Here is a 1,447-nt window from a genome sequence, read left to right as displayed (position 1 = left end):
GCTGTACGACCTCCTCCTCGCTCTCGCACCCGGACCCGTCGTCCGGATGGCGCGTGCGGTGGCCGTGGGTCGCCGCGACGGACCGCAGTCAGGCCTTCGGCAACTCGACGCCCTCGCCGGAGAGGCGGAGCTCGAGCGGCACCACCCGTTCCACGCGGCGCGGGCGACGACGCTCGAGGAACTCGGCCGCGGTGAGGAGGCGCGCCGGGCCTGGGCTCGTGCCCACCAGCTCACGGAGAACGCCTCCGAGCGCGAGTACCTGGTCCGCAGGTGGTGGAACGCCTGACGTACTCGCCGACGAGTGGGCGCGTCAGCTGTCGAAGGCGTCGATGATCGCCTGGGCGGCGAGGGCCGCCGTCAACGTCCCCTCGCTGACACGTCGCTCGACATCGGCCGTGACCCGACGCACCTCGGGGTCGGCCGCGAGTCTCGCCATGAGTGTGTCGTGCACCATCGACCTGGTCCATTCGACCTGCTGACGGGCTCGACGGGCCTCGACCTCGCCGATCTTCCCCATCGTGTCCTGGTGCGAACGGACGGCATCCCAGAAGTCGTCCAGACCGTCTCCTTCGAGACCCGACATCGTCAGGACGGGCACCTTCCACGCCGAGTCCGCCGGTCGCACGAGTCGCAGCGCCGCGCCGAGTTCCCGCGCGGCGCGTCTGGCGTCCTTGACGTGGGGGCCGTCGGCCTTGTTGACGGCGACGACGTCCGCCAACTCCAGGACGCCCTTCTTGATGCCCTGGAGCTGGTCTCCGGTGCGGGCGAGGGTGAGGAACGTGAAGCAGTCGACCATTCCGGCGACGGTGACCTCGGACTGTCCCACCCCCACCGTCTCGACGAGTATCACGTCGAATCCCGCCGCCTCGAGCAGCACCATCGTCTCGCGGGTGGCCTTCGCCACCCCTCCGAGCGTGCCGGAGGTCGGCGACGGCCGGATGTAGGCGCGGGGTTCCGTCGAGAGCGTGGCCATCCGGGTCTTGTCGCCGAGGATCGACCCGCCGGTGCGGGTGGAGGACGGGTCGACGGCGAGGACCGCCACCTTGTGGCCCTTCTCCACCAGATACAGACCGAAGGACTCGATGAACGTGGACTTCCCCACGCCCGGTACCCCGGTGATCCCGATGCGCAACGCGCCACCGGCGTGCGGGAGTGCGCCGAGAAGCAACTCCTGGGCCTTCTCGCGGTGTGCGGGGTTCGTGGACTCGAGCAACGTGATGGCGCGGGCGAGGACGGGACGATCGTCCTCGAGTACCCCCTCGAGGAGGGCCGCCACGTCGATCTCCCGGCGCGGCCTCGGGCCCGTCGCGGACGGGACCGGACCGCGGACCGCACCCGTACCGAGCGTGGTGGACAGGCTGCCCGAGACGTTGCCCGAGCCCGCGGGATCGGGACCGGAGCCGAGGCGGTTCAGGACTCGGCCCCCGCCCCTGCCCCCTCGCCGGGG

General features: G+C 71.3%; 1 protein-coding gene and 1 pseudogene. One reads left to right on the top strand and one right to left on the bottom strand.

What is annotated here, in order from left to right; translation table 11 throughout:
- Window positions 1-286: pseudogene (locus G6020_RS05645) on the top strand (RNA polymerase sigma factor); the annotation flags it as partial.
- A 24-nt stretch (window positions 287-310) separates the two neighbouring features.
- On the opposite strand, the gene meaB reads toward G6020_RS05645, so the two are convergent.
- Window positions 311-1,282: a methylmalonyl Co-A mutase-associated GTPase MeaB gene (gene meaB / locus G6020_RS05640; RefSeq protein ID WP_346034559.1), complete on the bottom strand. Its 972-nt coding sequence runs from the start codon at window positions 1,280-1,282 to the stop codon at window positions 311-313.
- Window positions 1,283-1,447 lie beyond the last annotated feature (165 nt).

The organism is Dietzia sp. B19 (assembly GCF_014145155.1).
GTDB classification, from domain to species: Bacteria; Actinomycetota; Actinomycetes; order Mycobacteriales; family Mycobacteriaceae; genus Dietzia; species Dietzia natronolimnaea.
The sequence above is the reverse complement of the archived record's forward strand: the minus strand, read 5'-3'. Positions and strand labels throughout refer to the sequence as shown.